The sequence below is a fragment of the Novosphingobium sp. TCA1 genome, from assembly GCF_009811895.1.
In the GTDB taxonomy this organism is placed as follows: domain Bacteria; phylum Pseudomonadota; class Alphaproteobacteria; order Sphingomonadales; family Sphingomonadaceae; genus Novosphingobium; species Novosphingobium panipatense_A.
Window position 1 is genome coordinate 278,978 of the sequence record NZ_BLJH01000001.1, and the last position, 24,031, is coordinate 303,008.

At 65.1% G+C, this 24,031-nt stretch carries 20 protein-coding genes and 2 tRNA genes; 8 read left to right on the forward strand and 14 right to left on the reverse strand.

Translation table 11 applies throughout. From position 1 onward, the window contains the following. Positions 1 to 227 precede the first annotated feature (227 nt). Complete coding sequence (glmU, locus tag NTCA1_RS01360; protein ID WP_159827528.1) at positions 228 to 1,598, reverse strand: bifunctional UDP-N-acetylglucosamine diphosphorylase/glucosamine-1-phosphate N-acetyltransferase GlmU; 1,371 nt, start codon at positions 1,596 to 1,598, stop codon at positions 228 to 230. Positions 1,599 to 1,657: 59 nt separating this feature from the next. On the opposite strand from glmU, the gene NTCA1_RS01365 reads away from it, so the two are divergent. After that, entirely contained in the window at positions 1,658 to 2,362 is a 705-nt protein-coding gene (locus tag NTCA1_RS01365) for an HAD hydrolase-like protein (protein WP_159827531.1), read from the forward strand. Between the two features lie 112 nt (positions 2,363 to 2,474). Then, complete coding sequence (locus NTCA1_RS01370) at positions 2,475 to 3,353, forward strand: oxaloacetate decarboxylase (RefSeq protein WP_159827534.1); 879 nt, start codon at positions 2,475 to 2,477, stop codon at positions 3,351 to 3,353. A gap of 11 nt (positions 3,354 to 3,364) precedes the next feature. Here the strand turns inward: NTCA1_RS01370 and NTCA1_RS01375 are convergent, their stop codons facing one another. From NTCA1_RS01375 to NTCA1_RS01405, 7 genes are all read right to left on the reverse strand, one after another. Next, complete coding sequence (locus NTCA1_RS01375; protein ID WP_159827537.1) at positions 3,365 to 6,226, reverse strand: pitrilysin family protein; 2,862 nt, start codon at positions 6,224 to 6,226, stop codon at positions 3,365 to 3,367. A gap of 176 nt (positions 6,227 to 6,402) precedes the next feature. Continuing rightward, positions 6,403 to 7,185, reverse strand: a complete 783-nt coding sequence (gene purC, locus NTCA1_RS01380; RefSeq protein ID WP_086492010.1) for a phosphoribosylaminoimidazolesuccinocarboxamide synthase — start codon at positions 7,183 to 7,185, stop codon at positions 6,403 to 6,405. A gap of 152 nt (positions 7,186 to 7,337) precedes the next feature. Continuing rightward, positions 7,338 to 7,823 (reverse strand): low molecular weight protein-tyrosine-phosphatase, encoded by a 486-nt coding sequence (locus tag NTCA1_RS01385; protein ID WP_159827540.1) that lies wholly within the window; start codon positions 7,821 to 7,823, stop codon positions 7,338 to 7,340. A gap of 37 nt (positions 7,824 to 7,860) precedes the next feature. After that, the gene (locus NTCA1_RS01390) at positions 7,861 to 8,010 is read right to left on the reverse strand and encodes a hypothetical protein (protein WP_159827543.1); all 150 of its coding nucleotides are present in this window, start codon (positions 8,008 to 8,010) and stop codon (positions 7,861 to 7,863) included. A 91-nt stretch (positions 8,011 to 8,101) separates the two neighbouring features. Then, positions 8,102 to 9,934, reverse strand: a complete 1,833-nt coding sequence (locus NTCA1_RS01395; RefSeq protein WP_159827546.1) for a response regulator — start codon at positions 9,932 to 9,934, stop codon at positions 8,102 to 8,104. Beyond that, complete coding sequence (locus tag NTCA1_RS01400) at positions 9,924 to 10,796, reverse strand: protein-glutamate O-methyltransferase CheR (RefSeq protein ID WP_086492118.1); 873 nt, start codon at positions 10,794 to 10,796, stop codon at positions 9,924 to 9,926. Before NTCA1_RS01400 ends, NTCA1_RS01395 begins: the two co-directional genes overlap by 11 nt. Next, on the reverse strand, positions 10,793 to 13,903 hold the full coding sequence (locus NTCA1_RS01405; protein ID WP_159827549.1) for a response regulator: 3,111 nt from the start codon (positions 13,901 to 13,903) through the stop codon (positions 10,793 to 10,795). The genes NTCA1_RS01400 and NTCA1_RS01405 overlap by 4 nt, the downstream gene beginning before the upstream one ends. A gap of 265 nt (positions 13,904 to 14,168) precedes the next feature. Between NTCA1_RS01405 and NTCA1_RS01410 the strand changes: the two genes are divergently transcribed. The 4 genes from NTCA1_RS01410 to NTCA1_RS01425 all read left to right on the forward strand — a co-directional run bounded on the left by NTCA1_RS01410 (position 14,169) and on the right by NTCA1_RS01425 (position 18,420). Beyond that, the gene (locus NTCA1_RS01410) at positions 14,169 to 16,127 is read left to right on the forward strand and encodes a pilus assembly protein TadG-related protein (protein WP_159827552.1); all 1,959 of its coding nucleotides are present in this window, start codon (positions 14,169 to 14,171) and stop codon (positions 16,125 to 16,127) included. Continuing rightward, positions 16,124 to 16,714, forward strand: coding sequence for a TadE/TadG family type IV pilus assembly protein (locus NTCA1_RS01415; protein WP_159827555.1), 591 nt, complete (start codon positions 16,124 to 16,126; stop codon positions 16,712 to 16,714). Before NTCA1_RS01410 ends, NTCA1_RS01415 begins: the two co-directional genes overlap by 4 nt. Beyond that, positions 16,711 to 17,391, forward strand: a complete 681-nt coding sequence (locus tag NTCA1_RS01420) for a TadE/TadG family type IV pilus assembly protein (RefSeq protein WP_236549036.1) — start codon at positions 16,711 to 16,713, stop codon at positions 17,389 to 17,391. The genes NTCA1_RS01415 and NTCA1_RS01420 overlap by 4 nt, the downstream gene beginning before the upstream one ends. A gap of 468 nt (positions 17,392 to 17,859) precedes the next feature. Next, positions 17,860 to 18,420 carry a hypothetical protein gene (locus tag NTCA1_RS01425; RefSeq protein ID WP_159827558.1) on the forward strand — a complete coding sequence of 187 codons (561 nt, stop codon included), beginning with the start codon at positions 17,860 to 17,862 and terminating at the stop codon, positions 18,418 to 18,420. Between the two features lie 82 nt (positions 18,421 to 18,502). On the opposite strand, the gene NTCA1_RS01430 is transcribed toward NTCA1_RS01425, so the two are convergent. The 4 genes from NTCA1_RS01430 to NTCA1_RS01445 all read right to left on the reverse strand — a co-directional run bounded on the left by NTCA1_RS01430 (position 18,503) and on the right by NTCA1_RS01445 (position 21,726). Beyond that, positions 18,503 to 18,579: transfer RNA gene (locus tag NTCA1_RS01430), tRNA-Pro, on the reverse strand. A gap of 46 nt (positions 18,580 to 18,625) precedes the next feature. Continuing rightward, positions 18,626 to 18,701 (reverse strand) — tRNA-Ile (locus NTCA1_RS01435). A gap of 46 nt (positions 18,702 to 18,747) precedes the next feature. After that, positions 18,748 to 19,770: a polysaccharide deacetylase family protein gene (locus NTCA1_RS01440; RefSeq protein WP_086492003.1), complete on the reverse strand. Its 1,023-nt coding sequence runs from the start codon at positions 19,768 to 19,770 to the stop codon at positions 18,748 to 18,750. A gap of 120 nt (positions 19,771 to 19,890) precedes the next feature. Next, positions 19,891 to 21,726, reverse strand: a complete 1,836-nt coding sequence (locus tag NTCA1_RS01445) for a sensor histidine kinase (protein ID WP_159827561.1) — start codon at positions 21,724 to 21,726, stop codon at positions 19,891 to 19,893. A gap of 254 nt (positions 21,727 to 21,980) precedes the next feature. Between NTCA1_RS01445 and NTCA1_RS01450 the strand changes: the two genes are divergently transcribed. After that, entirely contained in the window at positions 21,981 to 22,448 is a 468-nt protein-coding gene (locus tag NTCA1_RS01450; protein ID WP_031342574.1) for an Lrp/AsnC family transcriptional regulator, read from the forward strand. A 17-nt stretch (positions 22,449 to 22,465) separates the two neighbouring features. Further along, positions 22,466 to 22,957 carry a hypothetical protein gene (locus NTCA1_RS01455; RefSeq protein ID WP_159827564.1) on the forward strand — a complete coding sequence of 164 codons (492 nt, stop codon included), beginning with the start codon at positions 22,466 to 22,468 and terminating at the stop codon, positions 22,955 to 22,957. Between the two features lie 151 nt (positions 22,958 to 23,108). Here NTCA1_RS01455 and aroQ read toward each other — a convergent pair whose 3' ends face one another. Beyond that, entirely contained in the window at positions 23,109 to 23,546 is a 438-nt protein-coding gene (gene aroQ, locus NTCA1_RS01460) for a type II 3-dehydroquinate dehydratase (protein WP_086492001.1), read from the reverse strand. A gap of 103 nt (positions 23,547 to 23,649) precedes the next feature. Beyond that, a complete protein-coding gene (locus tag NTCA1_RS01465) occupies positions 23,650 to 24,024 on the reverse strand; it encodes a hypothetical protein (RefSeq protein WP_159827567.1) in 375 nt (124 codons plus the stop codon). Between the last annotated feature and the right edge of the window lie 7 nt (positions 24,025 to 24,031).

Below are 24,031 nucleotides of genomic sequence, written 5' to 3' on the forward strand. Positions count from 1 at the left end.
CCGCCCGTTTTTCTGTTAGGCCGCTTGGCTGACGATTGCTTTTTCCCAGACAGCGGCGATCCAGTCAGCCCTCTTCTACCCGCTCAGGCTGAGCTTGTCGAAGCCCCCTGCGGCAAGGCGATACGGCGTTCGAGATCTCGAGCTTGCCCGAGGAAGTACCTGCCATCGGCCCGATAGCCTGCCGTTGCGTTCGGGCTTCGACAAGCTCAGCCTGAGCGGGAGAGGCTTCAAACGCCCGATTTCTCGGCCTTTTTCTTCTTCATCGCGTCATGGAAGCGGTCGGCCCAGCCGGGCTTGACCAGTTGCTCTCCGCGCACGAGGCGAAGTTCGCCGTCGGCCACGTCGCGGGTTACCGTGCTGCCTGCCGCCACGATGGCATCGGCGCCGATCTTCACCGGCGCGACAAGGGCGCTGTTCGAGCCGATGAAGGCGCGTTCGCCGATCACGGTGCGGTGCTTGAAATAGCCGTCGTAATTGCAGGTGATCGTGCCCGCACCGAGATTGGCCTTCGCGCCGACGCTGGCGTCACCCACGTAAGTAAGGTGATTGGCCTTGGCGCCTTCGCCCAGTTCGGCGTTCTTCACTTCGACGAAGTTGCCGACTTTCGCGCCCTTGCGCAGCACGGCGCCGGGGCGCAGGCGCGCGTAAGGCCCGATCGCGACGCCGCTTTCCAGAGTCGCCCCTTCCAGATGCGAGAAAGCGTGGATCGTCACATTGTCGGCCACGGTCACGCCGGGGGCGAAGACCACGTTGGGCTCGATGATGACGTCGCGCCCCAGCTGCGTGTCCCAGGCAAAGAACACGGTTTCGGGCGCGATCAGGGTGACGCCGTCCGCCATGGCGGCGATGCGGCGCTTGGCCTGCCAGCGACCTTCCGCTTCGGCCAGTTCGCCGCGGCTGTTGATGCCGCCCACTTCGTCCGGGTCGGGCGTGACGATCACGGCGCAGGCACGTCCTTCCAGCGTCGCGACATTGACGATGTCGACGAGGTAATATTCGCCCTGGGCATTGTCGTTGCCGACGCGGGCGAGGAGATCGAAGAGGTCGGCCGACTTCACCGCCATCAGGCCCGAGTTGCACAAGCGGCAGGCGCGCTGTTCTTCGGTGGCGTCCTTGTATTCCACCATCATGGCGATGCGCCCGTCGTCATGGGCGAGGACGCGGCCGTACTGGAGCGGGTCTTCCGGTTCGAAGCCCAGCACGACGACGGCAGGCGAATCGTCCGCATGAAGGCGCTCGATCATGGCGCGCATGGTGGCGGTGCTGACGAAGGGCACGTCGCCGTAAAGGATCAGCACATCGCCGGAAAAGCCGGAGAGCGCAGCCTCTGCCTGTTGCACCGCATGGCCGGTGCCGAGCTGCGGTTCCTGCACGGCGATCGCCGCGCGGCTGCCGAGGGCCTTTTCAAGTTGCTCGCGGCCATGCCCGGCAACCACCACCTGCCGCTGCGGCGCCAGCGCGGCTGCACTTTCCAGCAGGTGTTCCAGCATCGGCCGGCCGGCTATGGGATGGAGAACCTTGTGCAGGTCACTCTTCATGCGGGTGCCCTTGCCGGCGGCCAGGACTACGATAGCGAGAGGCGTGGAATGTTCGAGCATGGCCATCACTTGCCAGCAAATTGTTGCGGTTTCCACAGCATCGCGCCACTGAGATGCGGATGACGGATTTTCCTTTCGACGTAGTCGGCTTCGATCTGGATGGAACCCTGCTGGATTCGCTCGGCGATCTGGGGGTGGCGCTCAACCACGCCCTGTCGCTGGAAGGGCGCGCGGCGATACCTAGAGAGGCCGTGCGCGATCTTGTTGGAGGCGGCGCGAAGAAGATGCTGGCAAAAGGGCTGGAAGTGACCGGTGGCCCGGTATCGGACGAGCGGCTTAACCAGCTGCACCACGCGCTGATCGATTTCTACAGCGACCATATCGCCGTGGAGACGAGGCTCTATCCGGGCGGCGAGGCCATGCTTCGGGGTCTGGCCGCGCGGGGCGTGAAGGTCGCCGTCGTGACCAACAAGCTGGAACGGCTTGCAGTGAAGATCTTCGCGGAGATGGGGCTTTCGCACCACTTCTTCACGGTGATCGGCGGCGATACGCTTGGCCCCGGCCGGGCCAAGCCCAAGCCGGACCTCATCGAGCTGATGCTGGAGCGGGCCGGCAGCGCTGAAACGCCGATCCGGGCCGCCTTCGTGGGCGATACCACTTACGATACCGGCGCGGCGGCGGCGGCGGGAATCCCCTGCGTGGCGGTGAGCTTCGGCTTCAACGATCGCCCGCCGAACGACCTCGGCGCAACGGCGGTGATCGATCATTTCGACGCACTGATCCCCACTCTCGAACGCATCGGCGCGGAGGCCGAGACGGCCTGAGCGCAACGCCCCGCCGATAAGCGGGGAGCCGGGCGGGACAAAGCGCTCGCCCAGCTTGTCCATGCCCGGCAATCGTGCGAGCCCCTGCTTCTCAGGAGCGGGAGAGAACGCGATGCCGACGCCGGGTGAGAAACTGCGCGGGCTGATCGAGAACGGCGAGCACTTCGTCGCGGCAGAGGCCTATTCGGCGCTGACGGGCAGGATCGTCGAGCATGTGGGCTTCAAGGCGGCCTATCTTGGCGGCCATGCCTGTTCGGCCTTTCACTATGCCGTGCCCGACAACGGCATTTTCAGCCAGGTCGAGATGATCGAGCAGTCGGCGCGGATCGCCCAGGCCATCGACATTCCGCTCATCGTCGATGCCGACACCCTGGGCGAGACGGTAGCCGACGCCTATCACTTCACGCGCCGCTACGCCGCGGCCGGTATCGCCGGATACCACGTCGAGGACGAGGTGAACCCCAAGCATTCTAAGCATGCGGGCGGCCTCTGTTCGATCGCGGACATGCAACTGCGCATCGAAGCCGGGGTAAAGGGACGTGGCGATTCCGGCCTGGTGATCATTGCCCGCTGCGACGAACTCTACACCAGTGCCAACGGCGGCGGCGGTTCCGGCTCCGTCGAGGAAGCGATCCGGCGGGGCAGGGCCTATGCGGAAGCGGGGGCCGATGCGATCGTCTTTGCCAGCGCCCCGCCGGAGCAGCAGGCCGAGGTGATCCCGCATATGCCGATTCCGGTCTGCACGCTGGGCTTCGACTTGCCGGGCACCGCCTTCACGCTCTCGACCGCCTGGGGCTGGGTCTCGGCAGCGGTAGGGCACCTCGCCATGGCGCGCGAACTGATGGAAACCGGCGCGGTGAAAAGCGCGATGAACGCCTTCACGAACTTCCCCGAGAAGTACGATCTGATCGACCAGAAGCTCTATGACGATCTGATCGTCGAATGGGCGGAGCGGACCGGACGGCCCACGCGACCCAACCACGCCAGGTAGCGCCTGCGCTCCTACTTCTTCGGAACCTCCACGCCTTCGGGCAGGACCAGCACTTCCAACCCCTGTGCGGGATCGAGGTAGCGTTGTGCCATGGCCTGGACATCGGCAACGGTGATCGTCGTCAATCGGTCGCGGGCCTTGGTGAAGCGTTCGATCCGGTCGACCTGGGTCTGGGCGCGGTCGACCAGGGAGAGCCAGCCTGCGTTGCCCTTGAGGGCGTTCTGATAGGCTTCGATCAGGGGCGCGCGGGCGCGTTGCAGCACGTCGTCGCTGACCCGCGCGGCCCGCAGTTCGCGTAGGACTTTGGCGATCGCCTCGCGGCTGGCGGGAACGTCGGCAACGTCGATCGAGGCGGCGATGGAGAAGGTGCCGTAGCCTTTCCAGTAGTGCGACAGCGAACTGCCCGCGGAAGGCGAATAGGCCTTGCCGAGGGCCTCGCGCAGACTGTCGGTCAGTTCGATCCGCACCACGCGTTCCAGCATTTCCAGTTTCAGGGCATCGAGCGGGTCGGCATCGTCGCGGGTCGGCCAGGTCAGCCGCAGGAGCGCCTGGTCCGCAGCACCGCTATGGCGCAGAATCCGCGCGCTGCGATCGGCGGTAAAACTGCGTGCGGGCTGACCGTCATAGGCGCGGAAGGCGGTTTCGCGCGGGGGCAGGGCGCCCAGCGTCTGCCCGACGAAGGCGATCGCCTTGTCCTCGTCGAAATCGCCTACGAGGCCCAGTTCGATCGCGCCGTGGGCGAGACGGTCCGAGATGTCTTGCTTCAGCTTGCCGTATGTCAGGTGGCGATAGGCCTCGACCGGCTGGAGACTGAAGCGCGGATCGTTGTCCGAGATGATCCGGCCGAGGTCCGCGCCCAGCGAGGAAGAGGGGGTCGCGCGAAGCTGGGCGAAGCTGTTGTTGACCTGCTGGCGGTACTGCACTTCGCCCTCGGCGCGATAGCCTGGGTCGGTGATCAGCGCCGTCATCAGCTGGAGTTGCAGTTCCAGATCGCGCGGTGTCGTGGCGGTCTGGGCGTCGAAGCTGGCGGCGCCGTTGGAGAGGCCGAAGCCCAGGGTGTGGCCGGACATGATGGTGTCCAGATCGTCGCGGCTGTGCTTGCCGAGGCCGCCCTTGTCCATCCAGCTGACCATGTCGGTGGCGAGCGGGTTCTCGCGCGTGTCGAGCATGGAGCCGCCGTCGATGGCGAAGCTGACCCGCACGCGGTCCTTCTCCAGCTCCGTCTGCTTGAGGTTGAGCATGACACCGTTGGCGAAGCGGATCTCGCGGATGCCGAGCACGGGATCCCGGCTGTCGCTGACGATCGTGCCGGGCGTGCCGAAATCGGTATAGGCGAAGGCGGTCAGCGCCTGCGCGCTTTCGCGGGGGACCGGGCCGCGCATGGCGCGCTGCCAGGCCGTGCGGATGGCCGCATCGCCGCCTTCGGGCGCCTTGCGCCCTTCGAAGCGGATCAGCGGTTTGTCGAGCGCCAGCGCCTCGCGCTTGAGGGCGCGCAGGACGGCCTTGGGGGTGATGGTGGGCGCGAAACCCTCGAACCGTTCGAGCGCCGATGCGGGGGTGGAGGGGACGACGCGGTCGTCCACCAGGGCCAGGGCGATGGCGGCGAGAGAGGCATTGCTGCGGGTATTGGCGGAACCGGCGGCGTTGACGAGCGACGTGCGCAGCTGCGCTACCTGCTCGGAGATTTCCGCAGCGCTGAAACCATGGGCCAGGGCGCGGCGATATTCGCGCGCGGTGGCGGCAATCCCGTCTGCCCACTTGCCGTCGACGCTGTCGATGATGAGGCGGGTGGAGCGGGCGGTCTCGAAGACGTCTCCGGTGCCGAAGCCCGCGCCCCGGAAAGGCGGCTGGGCGCTGCGCGAAAGGCGCTGGAGGCGGCGGTTGACCACGGCATAGCCGATCGCGCGCAGCAGGTTCTCCTGCCGCTGGGCCAGGGTGTCCGGCTCGTCCAGCCAGGCGCCGCTGCGCTGGATCACGGTCCTTTCGGAAAGCGCGGAATCGATCCAGACGCCGGTGCGGCCGCGATCCTTGACATCGACCGGTCCGGCGTCGGGCTGGGCTTCCGCCGCGTTACCCTTCCAGTCCGCGAAGTGGCGAAGAATGCCCGCTTCCACCGCGGCGGGATCGAAGTCTCCCACGATCACCAAGGTGACATGGGCGGGAACATATTCGCGTTCGTAGAAGGCGCGCAGGCTGGCGGCGTCGGCAGCGTTGAGGGTAGCCACGGTGCCGATCGGGAAGCGCTGGCCGTAGCGGGCCTCCGGGTAGAAGAAGTGGGTGGAATCGATGGTGTTGCGCAAGGCAAAGGTATTGCGGTCGCGCATTTCCGACAGGATCACGCCGCGTTCCCGGTCGATCGCGCCTTGCGAGATGGTCAGTTCGCTGGCCGTCTCGCGCATGAGCATGAGCGCGGTGTCGAGCAGCTTGGCGTCGCTGCGTGGCAGGTCGAGCTTGTAGACGGTGCGCTCGAAATTGGTGGAGGCGTTGGTATCGGCGCCGAAGGCCAGCCCGTCGCGCTCCAGCAGCGGGATCATCTGGCCTTCCGGCACCCGCTTGCTGCCGTTGAAGGCCATGTGTTCGACGAAGTGCGCGAAACCCTGTTCGCTGTCGTTCTCGTCCAGTGAGCCCGCCGCCACTTCCATGCGCACCACGCCGGTTCCGGCAGGGGTGGCATTGTGGCGGATCACATAGCGCATGCCGCTGGGCAGGCGGCCGAAACGGAAATCGGGATCGACGGGAACGTCGCTCTGTTCGAAGGCCCAGCTGGTGTCGCTGGCATGGGTACTGGCGGAGGGCGGGGCTTTTTCGCGGGCAAGGGCGGGAGCGGGGATCGGGGCGGTAAGCAGCAGCGCGGTAATGAGAACAGTTCGCATGTGGTGCCCGTGCCCCAGTAGGAACCCGATAACAAGGGGGCGCTGGGATTTCGCTTGCGCTTTCGCGGCTTTCCCGGTCCTGCCCCGACAGTCGGCGCCAGACGCGGAAAAGCCCGGCGCACCTTGCGGTGGCCGGGCTTTTCCTTGCATCGCTTGAGCCTAACCTGGCTTGCGTCTTACTTGCCGCGCAGCTTGCGGTGCTTCGACAGGTCGAGGACTTCGCTCGGGCCGTTGTCGTCCTGAAGCAGGCCGAGGCGACGGGCGACTTCCTGATAGGCCTCTTCCTCACCGCCGAGGTCGCGGCGGAAGCGGTCCTTGTCCAGCTTTTCGCCGGTGAACATGTCCCAGAGACGGCAGCCGTCGGGGCTGATCTCGTCTGCCAGGATCACGCGGCTGTAGTCGCCGTCCCAGATGCGGCCGAATTCGAGCTTGAAGTCGACGAGGCGGATGTTGATCGCCGCGAACATGCCGCACATGAAGTCGTTCACGCGGATGGCCATCGCGGCGATGTCCTGCATCTCCTCGTTAGTGGCCCAGCCGAAGCAGGCGATGTGCTCTTCGGCGATCATCGGATCACCCAGCGCATCGTCCTTGTAGTAGTATTCGATCAGCGTGTGCGGCAGCGGCTCGCCCTCGGGAATGCCGAGGCGCTTGGAGATCGAACCGGCGGCCACGTTGCGCACCACGACCTCGATCGGGATGATCTCGACCTGGCGGACGAGCTGCTCGCGCATGTTGAGGCGGCGGATGAAGTGGTTGGGCACGCCGATGTGGTTGAGGCGCGTGAACACGTACTCGCTGATGCGGTTGTTGATCACGCCCTTGCCCTGGATCGTGCCCTTCTTCTGCGCATTGAACGCAGTGGCATCGTCCTTGAAGTACTGGATCAGGGTGCCGGGTTCAGGGCCTTCGTAGAGGATCTTGGCCTTGCCCTCGTAGATCTGGCGGCGACGGGACATGCGTGTTCGTCCTTGAAACTGTAAAAGAGCAGGCCCCGGCTCGTGGAAAGTCGCTGGGCGACAGCGGGCCGGGGCGTTCGAGCGGGCATATAATGGAAGCAGGGGCAAAAGCAAACGGCGCTTGGAGGCGAGCCGCCGAAAGGGCGCAAACCCTAAGGACGGCGCCCCGCCAGTTCCGTCACCAGATTGCGGGCCGCGGCGCTGACTTGCTCCCAGGTGGTCTCGAAACCTTCGGGACCGCCGTAATAGGGATCGTCCACGTCATGCCCTTCCAGCCCGGCGACATGGTCGAGCAGCATGGACAGGCGGGCTGGGGAGCGGGCAGGCGCAAGGCGTTCCAGATTGGCGAGATTGCCGGCGTCGAGCGCGATGATGTGGTCGAATCGATCGAAATCCGCTTTGCCGACCTGACGGGCGCGGTAGCCGGAAATGTCGATGCCGTGCCGGAGCGCTTCGGCAATCGACCGGGGATCGGGTCCCTTGCCGACATGCCACGATCCGGTTCCCGCCGAGTCGATCTCCATATCCAGCCCGGCATCCTGCGCCGCCCGGCGCAAGGCCGCTTCGGCAAGCGGCGAGCGGCAGATGTTGCCAAGGCAGACGAACAGAACGGAGGGGATATGTGCAGGATCGGACATGTCGCCTGCCTAATGCCGGGCAGACCCGATCTCAAGATCAGCGGTGTCCGAAGATCCGTTCCAGCAGGGTTGGCTGGTCCATCGGCTGGATCGGGCCGTGAAAACGGCGGCGCAGGCCGGGATCGAGCGGTGTGCGCGGCGTCCAGATCCGCTCGGCGCGATAGGTGTGGTCTTGCGTGAGGGCCATTGGCAAAGGCTCCTTTCTCGGGGGTATTCCTTAGAATAAACCCCGATTCAGGCTGAAAGTTTCCTTAACCAGTGCTTCCGGCCCTTCGCATTCAGGCCCTTACGGTCGCTCCTGCCTCCTCGGCGAGACGACGGACCATCGCGCAGACTTCGCGGCCCATGAAGGGCTTGCCGAGCATCGGCCTTTCGCTGTGGCCGCTTGGCAGCTGGCGGCGATCGTAGCCGCTGACGAAAGCGAAAGGCGTGGCGCGTGCTGCCAGTTCGTCGGCCACGGGATCGATTCGCTCGCCGTTGAGGTTGCCGTCGAGCAGGGCCAGATCCGGTCCGCCTTCGCGGATCATGGCGATGGCCTGTTCGCAGGATGTCGCGGGACCGAGCACGACGCCGCCCCAATCCTCGATCTCCATCATCAGTTCCATGGCCACGAGCGGCTCGTCCTCGACGATGAGGACGCGAAGGCCTTGCGGTCCGGTTTCGCTTGTAGCCACGGCCGGGGAAGCGACCGGCGCGGCGGGCGGAGCGACCGGTTCGGCCGTTCCAGCCGGATGACCTTCCTCCGCAAGTGGCAGGGCGAGCTGCCAGCATATGCCCTCGGCGGCATATTCGGCGCTGATCCGCGCCCCGTCGGCGGTCATGCTGTTTTCAATCAGGGTGGAGCCGAAGCCGCGCCGTTCCGGCGGGGCTACGGGCGGGCCGCCCCGTTCCGTCCAGGCCAGCGAAAGCACATGCTGCGAGACCGACCAGTCGAGCGAGACCGTGCCGCTCTCGTTGGAAAAGGCGCCGTACTTGTGGGCGTTCGTCGCCAGTTCGTGCAGGATCAACGAGAAGCGCAGTGCGAGTTCGGGGGGAAGCTCGACATCGGGACCGGCCAGCTTCAACCGGTCCTCGCTGACCGCGCCGATGGCCACCTGATCCGCGATGAGGCTGCGCAGGCTGGCCGGTTCCCAGGTCGTCGCGCTGAGCAGCGAATGGGCGCGGGCCAGCGATTGCAGGCGGCCGCTGAAGGCCTGCTGGAAGTCCTCTGTCGATCGGGCGTGGCGGAACCCCTGCGAGGCGATGGCCTGGACGGTGGCCAGGGTGTTCTTCACCCGGTGGTTGAGTTCGCCGATCAGCAGGCGCTGGGTATCCTCGGCGCGAAGGCGCTCGGTCACGTCGAGCAGTTCGATCATCACGCTGGCGCCGCGCGATCCCGTGCCCGCCAGTGACGAACAGTACCATTCGCCCTCGCGCAAGGCGCCGCCAGCCCGCACGAAGCGATGCTCCTGCGTTTCTCGGCGGTCCTCGCCGCCCAGCAGGGCGCGCATGCTTTCGGCGAAGCGCGGGCGGTCGGCCGGGGCGAGGAAGGGGGCCTCCTCCACTTTCCGCCCGAGCACGTCCTGCGCGGAAAAGCCCAGTTCGCGCTCGGCGCTGCGATACCAGCTCACGATCCTGAGGTTGGCGTCGATCTCCAGCACGGCCAGCGGCGAATTGTCGCCGTGGGCGCGCAGGCGACCGAGCGCGAGGCCGAGTTCGTCGCGCTGGCGGGCGATCTCGCGGCGCTGGCGGGCCAGCTCGACGAAGACCGCCACCTTGGAATTCAGCTCCACCATGTCGAGCGGCTTGAGCAGATAGTCCACCGCGCCCGCCTCATAGCCGCGGAACCGGCGGCGTTCGTCGGTGGCGAGGGCGGTGAGGAAGATGATCGGCACGGCGCGCGTTCGTTCGGTGCCGCGCATCAGCTCGGCCAGTTCGAAGCCGTCCATCTCCGGCATCATCACGTCGAGCAGGGCCAGCGCGAAATCGTCGCGCAGCATGGCTTCCAGCGCCTCGAACCCGGAAGAGACCGTGACGAGTTCGACGCCCGGCTGGTCCAGCGCGGCTTCGAGGACGAGCAGGTTCTCGCGGATATCGTCCACGGCCAGGATCTTGAGCGGCTCATTCAGCATAGGCGGCTTCCTGGACGTTGTGGTTGGTGCGGCGCCAGATCTTCTCCAGCGGTGCGAAATCCGCGAAGCTGTCGCCTTCGGCGGAGAAGTGGACGGTTTCCTTCGAGCCGAGGCCCAGGAAGCCGCCGGGCGGCAGCGACTGCGCGAAAAGGCCCAGTGCGCGGTCCTGCAGGGCGCGGTCGAAATAGATCAGCACATTGCGGCTGGAAACCAGCTGGACCTCGGAAAAGACCGCATCGCTGGCGAGGTTGTGATCGGCGAAGACGGCGCGGCGGCGCAAGGTGGGATCGAACCGGGCGACGCCGTAGTTGGCGGTATAGTAATCCGCCAGCGAAGCCTTGCCGCCGGCCTCGCGGTAATTGCGGGAAAAGCCCGCGATCCGCTCTATCTCGTAGATGCCCGCCTCCGCCTTGGCGAGAGCGGCGGGGTTGATGTCGGTGCAGTAGAACAGGGTGCGTTCTTCCAGCCCTTCCTCGCGGAAGAGGATGGCCAGCGAATAGAACTCCTCGCCATTGGCGCAGCCGGCGACCCAGACCTTGATCGAAGGCCATGTACGCAAGTGCGGGATCACCTGTTCGCGGATCGCACGGAAATACTCGGGGTCGCGGAACATCTCGCTGACCTGGATGGTCAGGAAACCGATCAGCACGTTCAGGCTCTCGGGATCGTGGAGGATCCGGTCGAGCAGGCTGGAGAGGTGCGGATAACCGAAATGGGACTGCGCACGCTGGAGACGGCGCAGCAGCGAGGCACGTGAATAGTCCCGGAAATCGTACTGGTAGCGCCGCCAGATCGCCTCGACGAGGAGATCGACCTCGATATCCTCGACCGATTCGAGGAAGCGCCTGCCGCCCGGTCTCATCGCGGCATCCATACGCGCACCAGACTGAGCAGCTTGTCGACGTCGAGCGGCTTCGAGAGATAGTCGTTGGCGCCTGCCTCCAGGCACTCGCGGTGATCGCGCTCCATCGCCTTGGCGGTGAGGGCGATGATCGGCAGGTTCTGCCACTGGGACTGGCGGCGGATCTCGCGCGTGCAGGTGAGGCCGTCCATCTCGGGCATCATCACGTCCATCAGCACCAGGTCGATGGCGGACCCGTCACTGTCGGCCGTGCGCGCCAGTTCGTTCAGCGCCTCGATCCCGTTGCGGGCGATGCGGACCTGGACGCCGTGGGGCTCGAGTACGGAGGTGAGGGCGTAGATGTTGCGGATGTCGTCCTCTACCACCAGGATCTGCCGCCCTTCCAGCGCGGCATCGCGGCCGAGCGAGCGGGCGATCAGCTGCTGCTTCTCGTCCGGCAGTTCGGAAACGACCTGGTGGAGGAACAGCGTCACTTCGTCGAGCAGGCGTTCCGGGCTCTTGGCGCCCTTGACGATGATCGACTTGGAATAGCGCCGCAGCCGCATCTCTTCCTCTTCGGAAAGCTCGCGGCCGGTATAGACGATGACCGGCGGGAACCCGACGCTCTCGTCGAGCGAGAGGCGTTCGAGCAGGTCGAGGCCGGACATGTCGGGCAGGTTGAGATCCAGCACCATGCAGTCGAAGGTCTCTTCGCCCAGCCGGGCAAGGCAGTCGGCGGCGCTCTGGACATCGACGGTTTCGACATCGCGCGAGGCGAGCAGGAGGTGGATCGCCTCGGCCTGGCGGGGGTCATCCTCCACCACCAGCACCCGGCGCAGGCGCTGGTCCATCCGGGCTTCCAGCCCTTCCAGCATGCCGACCAGGGTGTCGCGGCTGACCGGCTTGAACAGATAGCCCACGGCCCCGCTGGCGAGCGCGGCATGGTCGTCATGATCGGCGGAAACGATATGGACGGGGATATGGCGGGTGCGGGTGTCGCGCTTGATGCGGTCCAGCACCGAAAGCCCCGTATGGTCGGGCAGGTGCATGTCGAGGATCACCGCCTGCGGCAGGTACTGGCGGGCGAGCAGGGCGCCTTCGTCGGCCGTGCCCGCGATCAGGCATTCGAAGCCGACCTCGTGCGCAAGGTCGCAGAGGATGCGGGCGAAGGCGGGATCGTCCTCGACGATCAGGATGACGCGGGAATCGCCGGAGAGCGTCTCGCGATCGTCCTGCGGCACGGGCGCGCGGCGCGTGGCGGGGGCCGTCGTCGCGGTGGCGGCCGGTGTGGGCGTGGGGCTGGCGCGACCGGGAATGAGCGGGGTGGCGGCACTGTCTCCGGGGCGGAAGGCCTCGGGCAGTTCCAGCGTGAACGTGCTGCCCTTGCCGGGCAGGCTGTCCACCGTGATCGTGCCGCCCAGCAGATGCGCCAGTTCGCGCGAGATGGAGAGGCCGAGGCCGGTGCCGCCGTACTTGCGGGCGATGCCGCCGTCGGCCTGGCGGAACGCCTCGAAGATCGCGTCCTGCTGGTCCTGGGCGATGCCCGGCCCGGTATCGCGCACGGCAAAGGCGATGCGCCCTTTCGCGGCCGGGGAGACGGTGAGCGAGACTTCGCCCTGCGAGGTGAACTTGACCGCGTTGGAGAGGAAGTTCTTGAGCACCTGTTCCAGCCGCAGCGGATCGGTCTCGATCTCCTCCACGCCTTCGGCGGCGTGCAGGGTGAGAGCCAGCCCCTTGCCGGAGGCGGCGGCGGCGAAAGTATTTTCCAGCTTGCCGAGCATGGCGCGCACCGGCACGCGGTGGGGTTCCAGTTCCAACCGCCCCGCTTCGATCTTGGAAATATCGAGTACGTCGTTGATCAGCGTCAGCAGGTCGTTGCCCGAGGACTCGATCGTCTCCGCATAGCGCACCTGCTCGCCCGAGAGGTTGCCCTGGCGATTGTCGGCCAGAAGGCGCGCCATGATCAGCAGCGAATTGAGCGGCGTGCGCAGTTCGTGGCTCATGTTGGCGAGGAATTCGGACTTGTAGCGGCTGGCCTGCTCCAGCTCGTCAGCCTGGCTGCGCAGCCGCGTCTGCGAACGCGTCAGTTCGTCGCGCTGGGCTTCGAGCGACTGGGCCTGTTCCTCAAGCTGCGAATTGCTGCGTTCCAGTTCGGCCTGCTGCTCCTCAAGCTGCGACTGCGAATGGAGCAGGAGCTTGCTCTGGGCTTCCAGTTCGTCGTTGGTGGCGCGCAGTTCCTCGCTCTGGTTCTGGAGTTCCTCGGCCTGTTGCTGGGTTTCCGACAGCAGGTGTTCCAGCCGCGCGCGGTACTTGGCGGAACGCAGGGCAAGGCCCAGCGAGCTGCTGACGATGTCGAGAAACGCGGCGAGGTCTTCGGGGCGGGCCTCCGCCGTATCCACGAAGCCGAGTTCGAGCACGGCATTGACCATGCCGTCGACTTGCGCCGCGCCGAGCACGAGGCGGGCCGGGGTGGCACGGCCCAGCGCGGTGCCGAACGAGAGATACCCGGCGGGCACCTGGGCGACGGTCGTGGTGCGGCCGTGGCGGATGACTTCGCCAAGCAGGCTTTCGCCCGCCGCCATGCGTTCCGGCAGGGCGGCGTCGGCGGGGACGCCGTAGGTGGCGATCTTGTTGAAGTCCCCTTCGTCGCGGACGTAGAGCGCACCGGCAATGGCGCCGAAACGCTCGGCCAGGAAGGCGAGGGCGCGGCTGCCCAGTTCGTCGAGGGCCAGGTTACCGGTGATCGCGCGTGCAAGGTCTGCCTCGCTCTCGCGCAGCCATTGCTGGTGGCGATTGACGTTGCGATAGCGGATCAGGAAGAAGCCGATGCCGGCCAGCAGCAGATTGGTGACGCCCGATAGTGCCCGGTTCGTCATCGCCACTTCCAGGCCCAGACCCTGCGGAGCGATGAAATAGGCGGTCATGGCGCAGCCTATGCCGACTACCGCTGCCAGAAACGGCGTGATGGGGCGCCGCGCCACGAAAGCGATGACGGTAGGCAGCAGGTAGAGCACGCTCACCCCGGTCCCCAACGGGATCAGGATGTCTATTAGGAGGCAGAGCCCCAGGACGACGATGATGGCAAGCGCAAGCTGGACGTGAGGACTGATGGCCTTGCTGGGCGACATTACGAATCTCAAGGGAACTGGCCGGCTGCAGGCGGACCGTTTCTCCCCCAAACTCAAAAGACGGTCCCCGGATCAAGTGGCTCAACGCGGAAACGACCGGTGGGTTCCCGCGATTTTCGATAAATCTTCGTTTTTGCGCGATTTGCTTATCCGCCAGGGTTGGGATTCCGCGGATGGACGGCAGGGGAAGTGAGGGTTTCATTAAGTAAGTTCCGGTAGATCGTGCCGAAATCCCGACGAACTTCGCCGAAAGACTGGTCATCCGATGCGCACCATCATTCATCAGTGGCACCGCGTCCTGCGGGACGTTTTCGGCGGCGTCCTGCGTGACGTGGGCGGCAACGTCCTGCCGCTTGCCGCGATCGGCATGGTGGTTGCGGCGGCGATCGTCGGGTCGGCGATCGATCTCAGCCGCAACTTCAAGGTGGAGAACCAGCTTCAGGCCGCCTGCGATTCCGCCGTGCTGGCAGCGCGGCGCACCGTGGCCACTGACGCGGATTCCGCTCCGCCGGTGAACGGTCTGGCCCCCTCGGTCCATACCGTGGCGGACAACTATTTCCGCACCAATTTCAACGCAGTTGAAGGGGTCAGTGCAGCCGATTTCGAGGTGTCCTCCACCGACAAGGGCCAGACCGTCGACGGCAAGGCCTCGACCGTGCTGGACACGATCGTCATGCGCCTGTTCGGCTTCAAGAACTTCGCGCTGGGCGTGGAATGCACCTCGTCGATGGGGATCGGCAATTCCGACGTGATGATGGTGCTGGACACGACCGGATCGATGGCGGAATCGCTGGGCAAGTCCACGCGCATCGCCGCGCTTCAGGCCGCGATGAAGAACTTCTACACGACCGTCTCGTCCGCGACGAAGGATACCAACGCGCGCGTGCGTTACGGCTTCGTGCCCTACAGCTCGACTGTCAACGTAGGCAAGCTGCTGACCGACCTCGATCCGAGCTACATTGCCGACAGCTGGGACTACCAGTCGCGCATACCCATCTTCATAAACATGGCGAACGGGACCAAGACGGGTTCGAAAGTCGAATACCAGGACGCCAGCAGCAGCACCTCGCGTGGATCGAACAGCTACACCCAGAACCAGTGCAAGAACAACCTGCCGTCCAGTCAGACCAGCTATTCGAACTACGGTTCGTCCAGCACGGAAACGACGACTTCCGGCACCAGCCCGAACATCACCGTCAATGTCGTGACGAAGCAGCCGCAGCGGATGCTCACGTACGAGTGCAAGAAGTATAACAACAGCTATTACGTCTACACGACGACCAATACCCGCACCCAGGTGACGACCGATTCCTACAAGGACGCCACCAATTCGACGAACGTGAAGGGCTCGACTTTCCATCATTGGGAATACCGGCAGGTCACGGGTGTCGATACCAGCACCTTCAAGACTTTCGCCAGGACGACGGTACCCAACGGCAACAGCGGCGCCTCCGTATCCTATACCTGGGGTGGCTGCATCGAGGAGCGCAGCACCGTCAACACGGACAGCTTCTCGTATTCCCCATCGGGCGGCATAAGCCCATCGGCGGCGCTCGACATCAATATCGACAGTGCGCCGACTTCGGACGCGGGAACGAAGTGGGGACCGCTCTGGCCCGAGATTTCCTATCGCCGCGCGGGCAGCAGTTCCAGCACCTGGACCCGCTCCACCACCGAGGAAGGCGCTTCGGCCGGAAGCTATTGCCCCGCGAAGGCCCAGCTCCTTCAGGAGATGGACCAATCCAGCTTCAACACATATGCCAACTCGCTGACGGCGGTGGGCGGGACCTATCTCGACATCGGCATGATCTGGGGCGGGCGCATGCTCTCGCCTGACGGCATCTTCGGCAATGTCGTCAACGAGGAGCCGACCAACGGCGGCGAAGTCTCTCGCCACATCATCTTCATGACCGACGGCCAGATGGATACGTCCAACTATGTGCCCACGGCCTGGGGCATGGACTGGTGGGACCTGCGGGTGACCAAGGGCGGCTCGGAAGGCGATGCCGATGCGCGCCATACCTCGCGCTTCCTCGCCGTCTGCGAGGCGATCAAGGCCAAGGGCATCCGCGTCTGGGTGATCGCCTTCACTTCCGGCCTCTCGACTGACCTCAAGACCTGCGCCTCGGACGACAGTTCCTACGTCGCCACCAACGCCACCGACCTCAATACCGCCTTCCAGGAAATCGCCAAGCAGGTGGGCGAGCTGAGGATCACCGAGTGATCCTGCGCCGCCTTCAGAACCTCCGCGCGGATCGCAGCGGTGTGACGATCATCGAGTTCGCGGTGGCCGGGCCGGTGCTGATCATCCTGCTGATGGGTATCTTCGATCTGGGCCATATGGCCTATGTCCGCGCCGTCCTGCAGGGCGCCGTCCAGGAAGTGGCGCGCAACGGCACGCTCGAAGTCTCCGAGACCGAAGCGGGCGACGAATATGTTCGCCAGCTCGTGCGCGGCGTGGCGCCGGGCGCGGACGTGGAAGTCTCGCGCTCCAGCTATTACGACTTCACCGATATCGCGCGGCCGGAAGCGTGGAACGACAAGAACAACAACGGCCGCTGCGACAACGGCGAATCCTATACGGACGAGAACAAGAACGGCCAGTGGGATGCCGATATCGGCAAGACCGGCAACGGCGGCGCCAACGATGTCGTCGTCTATACGGTGGAAGTCACCTATACGCCGGTCTTCCCCATTCCCGGCCTGACCGATCGCGGCACCAAGCGCACGCTGACGGCCACTTCGGTGCGCAAGAACCAGCCCTATGCGCTTCAGCTGGCCTATGGCTCGGCCGCGGGTGTCTGCCCATGACGCCCCGCACGTTTGTTCTCCGCAAGATGGCTCTGCTCCGCTGCCTGCGCGAAGATCGCAGCGGCGTCTCGTTCATCGAACTGGCGCTCATGCTGCCGGTGCTGCTGTCCCTCGGCCTCTACGGCACCGAAGTCGCCTATATGGCGATGATCAACATGCAGGTCGGCCAGATCGCCACCTCGGTCGCCGACAACGCCTCGCGCCTCGGCCAGACCGACAACAGCTCTGTCACGCCGACCGTCAAGGAATCGCAGGTCGATTCGGTCATGTGGGGCGCCCTGAAGGAAGGCAGCAGCTTCGATTTCGGAAGCCACGGCAGGATCATCCTGTCCAGCCTGGAAGTCGATCCCGATACCGGGCGGCAATATATCCACTGGCAACGCTGCCGCGGCAGCCTCGACAGCGAATCCGCCTATGGCGAGGCCATGGACGGCAAGAACGGCACTCTGCTGGACGGCATGGGCGCCGAGGATCACAAGATCCATGCCGTCGCCAATTCGGCCGTGATGTTCGTGGAAGTCTATTACCAGTACCAGCCGCTGTTCGGGACGATGTTCGTGAACGGCACGGTATTCAAGCACGAAGCCGCCTACCTCATCCGCGACGACCGCAGCCTCAATCCCACCGGAACGCCCGGCGGTGTGACCGGCGGCGGGGGGCAGTCGCCCTGTAGTTGAGGCGTGGGGCGGCTCCGGGCCGCCTGAGCAGGAACAGAGGCTCCGTCGGGATGCGGATCACGCACCCGCTGAAATGGCGGCATGTTGAGTGAAGCCGCTTCTGCCAATTGACCGGCATTCAGCGCGGGGCGTGAGGCCGTCTTAAACAGGCGGGCGCGATGAGCCGAACAAAGTCATTGCAGCCTGCTACGGTGTCTCCGCTCCCAACAGCAACGCCATCCGCCAGCGGAAGACTTGGAGGCACGTCGCGTAGGGTTGGGTCATTTACGCTGCTCAACCGCTGGGAAGCCTTCGGGATGCCCTTGATAGTTTTGAGGACTCGTCGTGCGTTAGCTTAGATGCGCGGAGTACTTCGAGTAGTGGCGCAAAACTCCTTCAGTGTCCCCAGCGGCGTTTGTCGTATACTGGCGACACCTCTCTCATTGTGCGATTGTTCCCAAGCAATGCAGCGGGAAGGGAAAATGGCCATTGTTTGAAAGCCTCAGTCTGCCGGACATCTTGAAAGCATCAGCTATACAGGCCTTCGCATTGACGGTCGCCTGCGCTGCTTTCATCTACTTGTCCAAGATAGGTCTTCTTCCGCCTCTGGCGTCTTGGATGCTCCCCCTGGCGTATTTTGTCGGCATTTTCGCAGGCGCGCTTTGGCTGGGCTTGGCTGCACGGGGCTTCTGGAAACTGATCGACCTTGGAGAGCATTGGAAAAGGTGGCGTCTTGGTCGCGCGCGGCGCAAGGCTGTGCAGGCGTACATTCCTCACATGAGCGAGGATGATCGTGTGATCATTGGTTACCTATTGGAGCGTAACCAAAAGACATTCGATTGTGCCGTAGATGGTGGCTACGCGGTGTCCCTCATCTCGCGAGGCATCATCGTTAGCGCGGCTCGACGTGGGCAGCTCCTTGATATGGAGCGTGTGCCTATGAAGATTCCTGACGACGTTTGGGAGGTGCTTTCAGAGAACCGCGATGCGTTTCCCGCAAAATTTGAAGGAACCATGCACCCATGGCGCGTCCACTGGATGGCCCGCTAGGTTAATCAGCCCCACAAACCTGCCCAACATTCGGGACATTTTTTGCGTTATATATATTTGAAAATAAGAGATTTTATGAAGTTGGTCGGGGAGACAGGATTCGAACCTGCGACATCCTGCTCCCAAAGCAGGCGCGCTACCGGACTGCGCCACTCCCCGACCCTTCGGGTGTCGATGATGTTTCGAGGGCTTGCCTCGATGCCGTTGGTGGGCCCGGCAGGATTCGAACCCGCGACCTAGCCGTTATGAGCGGCCAGCTCTAACCGCTGAGCTACAGGCCCCAACCGCCGCGCCCGGCTTCATCGACGATGCCGGGCGAAAAGCGCGTTAGCTCGGCAAATCGTTCTGTGCAAGCGCTACGCTGGATAGGATGTTGGCAACATTGCCGGGTTTTACACCGCGACGTGCAAGGTGGGCGAAAAGCGTGCGCCACCAGTCGTAAAGCGCGTCGAGATCCTGCGGGGCGCGCACGTAGGGCGTATATCCCGGGACCAGCGAGGGGCTGTGGAACGAGAAGACCAGCACCGGCAGTCCCATGTCGATCGCCACGTCCACGCCGCGCAGGGCTTCCTCCACGGTGACGCCTTCGGGGGTGAGGGGGATTCGTTCCAGCAGGCCGGCGCGGGCGAGGGCCCCGCGCAGTTGCGGCAGGCGCCAGAGCGCCGGATAGATTGCGTTGCCGAACTGGCGCAGCGGTCCCCAGTAGATCGTGGTGAGGGGCAGCTCCAGCAATTGCCGCCCTTTGTCGGCCCAATAAGGGTGCAGGGGGTGGCGGCGATAGTTCGGGCCGCCGGAGGCGCTGTAGTCGAAGTGGGCGCGTACCGAACTGTCGATGTCGATGCCGAACTCGGTGAGGATCTCGGCGGTCCTTGGACCGAGGCCGTAGCGCCCGGCGCGGTAGATGCGCGGCCGGGTGCCGAACGCCTCCACGATCCGCGCGTGAAGCCGGGCGAATTTTTCCCGCTCCAGCGCGAAGGGCAGGTTGCCCGCGTAGGAATTGAATTCGCTCACCACCTCGTCGAACGGCGGGCTGACCCAGGGATGCAGCTGGACGCCGATTTCGGCGCGCCCCGCTGATACCGCATCGCCGATCGCCTGCGGTGCAAGCGGGGAATCGGCTACCGGATAGTCCACCAGATAGATCGGCACGACGCCGAATTCCTCGCAGAACTGCTGGAATGTCTGGAGCGCGGGGACCGAAAGCGTGCCGTGGCCGTGCCGGTCTAGCGGGGCGCTCCAGTCGAACTCTTCCTCGGTGTCGACGGTGACGATGAAGCGCTGGCCGAAACCCTCGCTAAACTGCGCGGCGGCGTCTGCATGAGGCGGCAGGAGGAGGTTCGTCCCCGGCAACTGAAGATTTCCTCGACTGTATGAACTACCGGAGGCGATTGCCCGGCGAATCCGATATGCGGCATGGCCCGTCTAGAGGCAAAATCTTCCGGTTCGGTAAAGGACGCGCCTTAGTTTCTCCTAGACGGCGCGGCTTTCCATGCGGCTGACGGCCGAAGCGGCCACGGCGGGGAGCCAGAGTTTCAGATCGTTCTGGTCGCGTTCGAGACCGCCGCCCGCCGCTGCCGCTTCGGCTGCCGCGAGGCGCAGGGTGAAGCCGATGCCGAACATTCCGGTCGAGAGCGATTGTCCGCGCTCGCTCACCGGCGTTTCGAACAGGCTCTGGGCGTCGCGGGCCAGGAGCAGCGAGGGCAGGGCGACGCGCATCGATACGCGGCCGTTTTCCGCCTCGAAGCGCACCGGAAGCATCTCCTGCGGCGCGGTCATGCCGGCCAGCACGGCGAAGATGCGCCACAGCATCCGTTCGATCTCGACCCTGTCGATGGCGACGGGCAGCGCGCCGAGTTCCGGTTCGGGGAGCGCGAAGCCGCTGCGGCGCGGCTCGGTCCAGGCCTTGAGGCGGGCAACCGTCTCGGCAAGGATCGAGGCAAGATCGCTTTCGCCGGACTCGATGCCGAGAGCGCCCGATTCGAGCTTTACCAGCCTGTCCAGCTCCTCGAAGCCTGCCAGAATGTGGGCGCAGTCTCCGGCGATGGCGGCGGCCAGGGCGCGGTATTCGTGCGGGGCAGGGCCGTAGAGCTGCTGCTGGATGATCTCGGCGGCGACCTGGATGGCATTGGCGGGCGTGCGCAGTTCGTGCAGCACCTGGCGCATGCGGTCGGCCTCGCTCGGTTCCGCAGCGGGCGGGGCATCGGCGGCGGCGATCTTGCCGGGGCGGCGCAGGCGTCCGGCATAGCCGGTGAACCGGCCGCTGGCGGGATCGAAATGCGGGACGGCATCGACCTGCCAGGGACCGCTCACGGCAGGAGCGCCGGTTATGTCGATGGCAATGGCGCGCAGGGGCTGGCGGTGGCGCATGGACAGGGCAAGGCCTTGACCGTGGGGATAGGCCATCTGCGGATAAGGGAGCGGCGAGGCAGGATCGAGCGATTCGCTGAGGGCGGGATCGAGCGCGGCGAGGTTGAGCCCGATCAGCGCACTGGCGTGGGATCCGTCGGCCCAGCTGATGCGGCCTTCCGCGTCCGTGGCGAAATCCATGGCTGGGCCGGCGCCGCTTGTGGGCGAATCGCCAAGCGGCAGGCGGGGCGAGCCACCGGCCCTGGCAGTGCTGCCGCCTGCACCGGGGGCGCTGCTTTCACGGGCCTTGCGGAACTCCTCGATGCGCCGGACGATCGCGCCGATGCCGGTGCCCGGCTCGTCGCCGGTTTCGGGTTTCGTGTCCCTGGGTGTTTCCAGGGCAATGCGGAGATGTTCCAGATCGGCCAAGGGGGCCTGTTGGAGCGGCGGCTGCTCGGGCTCGACGTCAAGGCATTCGGGCAGGCATTCGGCTTCGTCCAGAAGGTCGAGCGGCTGTTCGGCCGGAGGCAAGCCGCGATCGCAGATGCCGAGGCGTTCCAGCAAGGTATCGACGTCCGGTCCCAGGTCGCGGCGATGGCGAAGGATTCCGCGCGCACGCACGGGCAGGGCGGGAATGAGATCGATCCATGCCTCAGGATCGAGGCGGGCAGTGCCGATCGCGGCCGTGGCCACGTCGGGTTCTGCTTCGGCGAAATGGGCGAGGAGGCGCGGGTTGGTCAGCGGCTGGAGCGGCTGGCGAACGAGGCGCGCGCGATCGGCCGCGGGTATCAGTGCGGAAAGTTCCGCCACGCGGGCGAAACCGGCCTCGATCGTGTCGGAACGGGCATCGCCGGGCAGGCGGCCGAGAATATCGATCAGTTGCCGATACTGAATGCGCGCCAGGGCATCCCCGGAAGAGGGCAGGCGCAGCACCGTGGCAAGGCGATCGTCGAAATGCATTCCGGCTCCATAGGCGCTTTGCAAAGGCTTGCGAAGCGACGCCATCCCTTATCCCACCCCGGATAGGCCCTGAGAGGTTAAGCCGAGGTCACTTCCTTCCTAGCAAACTGTGCAGACGCTGTAAGTCGGCAGATTGTAGGCGTTGCAATGCGGGACGATTACGCTATGGGATAATATTATTACAGGGGTGTCAGCGATTTCGAGTGGATATTGCATGCCGGATGACGCTGGGCGCCCCGCAAGGAAAGTTTCGCATGATTAATCTCGATGACATCGATCGCCGCCTGCTTGCAGAGTTGCAGGACGAGGGGCGGATCACCAATGTCGAACTCGCCCAGCGCGTCGGTCTCACCGCGCCGCCTTGCCTGCGCCGCGTGCGCAGCCTTGAGGAATCGGGCATTATCCAGGGCTACCACGCCGACCTCGATGCCTCGAAGCTGGGCTTCACGATCACCGTCTTCGCGCTGGTCAGCCTCAAGAGCCAGGCCGAGGAATCGCTGCGCGCCTTCGAGGACCACATGAAGGGTCTTCCCGAAGTCCGCGAATGCCACATGCTCAACGGCGAGATCGACTTCATCCTGAAGATCGTCAGCCGCGACCTGCAGAGCTTCCAGGAATTCCTGACGAGCAAGCTGACGCCTGCCCCCAACGTGGACAGCGTCAAGACTTCGCTGACGATCCGCACCGCCAAGAGCGTGCCCGGCGTTCCGCTGGAAGCCTGAGAGCGAATCACCGCGCGATGATGACGAGGAAAACGCGCCGCGTCCTTATGGTGGGCGCGGCGTTGCTGTTGGCGGCGGGGAACCTCTGGTGGTTCACGCGGGGGCACAAGCAGCCCGAGCCTGACTTCGTGCTGGGCGCGACGCTGGAGCATGTGAGCATCGCGGCGGATGCACTGCCTTCGCTTCCCAGATACGATGCCGCCACCGGCACCTGGAGCGAACGGGGGCAGCCGATCCGCGCGATAGGAGGGCTTGTCCGCCCCTATCACGGCGGGGATGTCGTGACGGGGCAGAAGCCTAAGTCCTACCTTGGGATTGCGATCGGCGCGAGCGCCGGTCCCGACGAGATTCGCCCGATTTTCCTCGACCTTGCCCGCGCGGGGATCTGCGATGTCGCCGTCGTTCAGGACGGAATGACGCCCGGCCCGCGCGGCGACATCTCGGTGGTTATCGATCACATCGTCTCGGTCAGGGACAGGGCGGGCAAGACCGTGAAATGCGAGGGTTAGAGCTTATTTGAAAAATGCCTGAAGGGCATTTTTAAGCGGCACCGGCCCACGCCCCCACCCTACCACCCGCCAGGATAATACCTTGGGTGGTAGGGTGGGGGCGTGGGCCGGTGCCGCAAAATCCGCCTGCGGCGGATTTTCAAAGCAATCCTCAGAGCGCCGCCGCACCCTCCAGCGCCAGCAGATAACCCTGCGCTCCGAAACCGGCGACGGTTGCCTTGGCGGCCATGCCGACCCACGACTTATGGCGGAATTCCTCGCGCGCATGCGGGTTGGAAAGGTGGATCTCGATCACCGGCACCTTGATCGCGCGGATCGCGTCATGCAGCGCTACCGAAGTGTGGGTATAGGCACCGGGGTTGATCAGCACGGCATGGGCGCCTTCGTCCTCGGCTTCGTGCAGCCAGTCCACGAGGTGTCCTTCGTGGTTGGACTGGCGCATGTCGATCGTGCAGCCCAGCGCTTCGCCGCGCTCCGCCAGCATCGCACCGATATCGTCCAGCGTCTGCGAGCCGTAGATGCCGGGTTCGCGCTTGCCGAGGCGGTTGAGGTTCGGTCCGTTGAGGACGTAGACGAGCTTGCTGGCCATTTCGCGAGTTCCCGGTGCGGTTGCTTTCGGGAGGGGGCTCTAGAGCATTTTCAAGGCAGGTGGAATCACCTGACGACTCGGAAAAAACGGTATCGACGCTTCGTCAGCGCGGGGCGGGCATCTGGTCGCCGATGGGGCGGCCGTCGGCTTGGAAGCCAGCGGGCGGCGGGCTGACTGGGGAACTGTCGCCGGTTGAGTCGGGTGAGGACGCTTCCGGCTCTTCTGCTTCCGGCTCCGTTTCGCCCTGATAGAATTTCGCCAGTTCGGCGTCGTTGGCCTTGAGCCGGGCGGCCGCCGCCTCGCGCTCGGCCTGCTGGCGCGCGGAGGCCTCCTGCTCGGCCGAGGCCTTGGCTTCGGCGAGCTGCCGTTCCAGTTCCTCTTCCCGGCTGGGTCCGCAGGCTGCCAGCAGCATGGCGGGCGCGATGGCCCATGCGCAGCGCGCTTTACCCGATAGTGGAAATAGTCCGGGCCGAAACACTCTTAGC